Origin of the sequence: Allobosea spartocytisi (assembly GCF_014764685.1) — a bacterium.
In the GTDB taxonomy this organism is placed as follows: Bacteria; Pseudomonadota; Alphaproteobacteria; order Rhizobiales; family Beijerinckiaceae; genus Allobosea; species Allobosea spartocytisi.
This window is the reverse complement of the sequence record NZ_JACXWY010000058.1, coordinates 1-1,321: the sequence shown is the minus strand read 5'-3', so window position 1 is coordinate 1,321 and position 1,321 is coordinate 1. Positions and strand designations below refer to the sequence as shown.

Genomic DNA, 1,321 nt, shown 5'->3' with positions numbered 1-1,321 from the left:
TGAACCGCCCCGGGTTTGTCGGAGGCCCCAACTCCTGAGAGGATGGGGCTATGACGAACAAGACGACGAACAAGTTCTCGCCTGAGGTGCGTGCCCGGGCTGTGCGGATGGTGCTGGATCACGAGGCTGAACACCCTTCGCGCTGGCAGGCGATCGTGTCGATTGCGGCGAAGATCGGCTGCTCGGCGCACTCACTGAATGAGTGGCTGAAGAAGGCCGAGGTCGATGCCGGCAAGCGGGCCGGCGTGACGACGGATATGTCGGCGAAGCTGAAGGCCCTTGAGCGCGAGAACCGCGAGCTGCGGCAGGCGAACGAGATCCTGCGCAAGGCATCCGCTTATTTCGCCATGGCGGAGCTCGACCGCCGGTCGAAGACATGATCGCGTTCATCGATGATCATCGCGGTGCGTATGGGGTCGAGCCGATCTGCAAGGTCCTGCCGATCGCCCCATCGACCTATCATGCGCATGTCGCCCGGCGGCTTGATCCGTCGAAGTGCTCGGCACGGGCGCTACGGGACGAGGTTCTGCGCCCCGAGATCGAGCGCGTATTCGCCGAGAACTTCGAGGTCTATGGAGCGCGCAAGGTCTGGCGACAGATGATGCGCGAGGGGTTCGACGTGGCGCGCTGCACCGTCGAACGGCTGATGCGGGGCATGGGCCTAGCCGGTGTGATCCGCGGCAAGCCGGTCCGCACGACCATCTCGGACAAGTCGGCCCCATGCCCGCTCGACCGTGTGAACCGGGTGTTTCATGCGCCGGCACCGAACCAGCTTTGGCTGTCCGATTTCACATATGTCAGTACCTGGTCGGGCTTCGTCTACGTCGCCTTCGTGATCGACGCCTATGCCCGCCGCATCGTCGGCTGGCGGGTGAGCCGGACCGCGCATGCCAGCTTCGTGCTGGATGCACTGGAGCAGGCCCTTCACGAGCGACGGCCCGCTCATCGCGGCGGCCTGGTGCACCATAGCGACCGCGGATCGCAATATGTGAGCATTCGCTACACCGAACGGCTGGCTGAAGCCGGCATCGAGCCCTCCGTCGGCAGCGTCGGTGACAGCTATGACAACGCGCTCGCTGAGACCATCAATGGCCTCTACAAGGCCGAGGTCATCCATCGGCGGGGGCCTTGGCGATCCTTCGAGGCCGTCGAGTTCGCCACGCTGACCTGGGTCGACTGGTTCAACCATCGCCGACTGCTGGAGCCTATCGGCAACATCCCGCCGGCCGAAGCCGAGGCGCGCTACTACGTCATGCTCGGTGAACAGCAAATGGCGGCGTGACTTAAACCAAATGGCCTCCGGTGAAGCCGGGGCGGTTCA

Annotated in this window: 1 protein-coding gene and 1 other annotated feature; the gene reads left to right on the top strand. The window is 64.3% G+C overall.

What is annotated here, in order from left to right; translation table 11 throughout:
* The first annotated feature begins 50 nt into the window (after positions 1-50).
* Positions 51-1,282, top strand: a protein-coding gene (locus IED13_RS28465; RefSeq protein WP_191126136.1) for an IS3 family transposase whose coding sequence is annotated in 2 segments (ribosomal slippage) — positions 51-348 and positions 348-1,282 — 1,233 coding nt in all. Because the reading frame shifts where the segments join, the coding sequence is not laid out codon by codon here.
* Positions 335-451, top strand: a sequence feature (AL1L pseudoknot). (Overlaps the previous gene by 117 nt.)
* Positions 1,283-1,321: the final 39 nt, after the last annotated feature.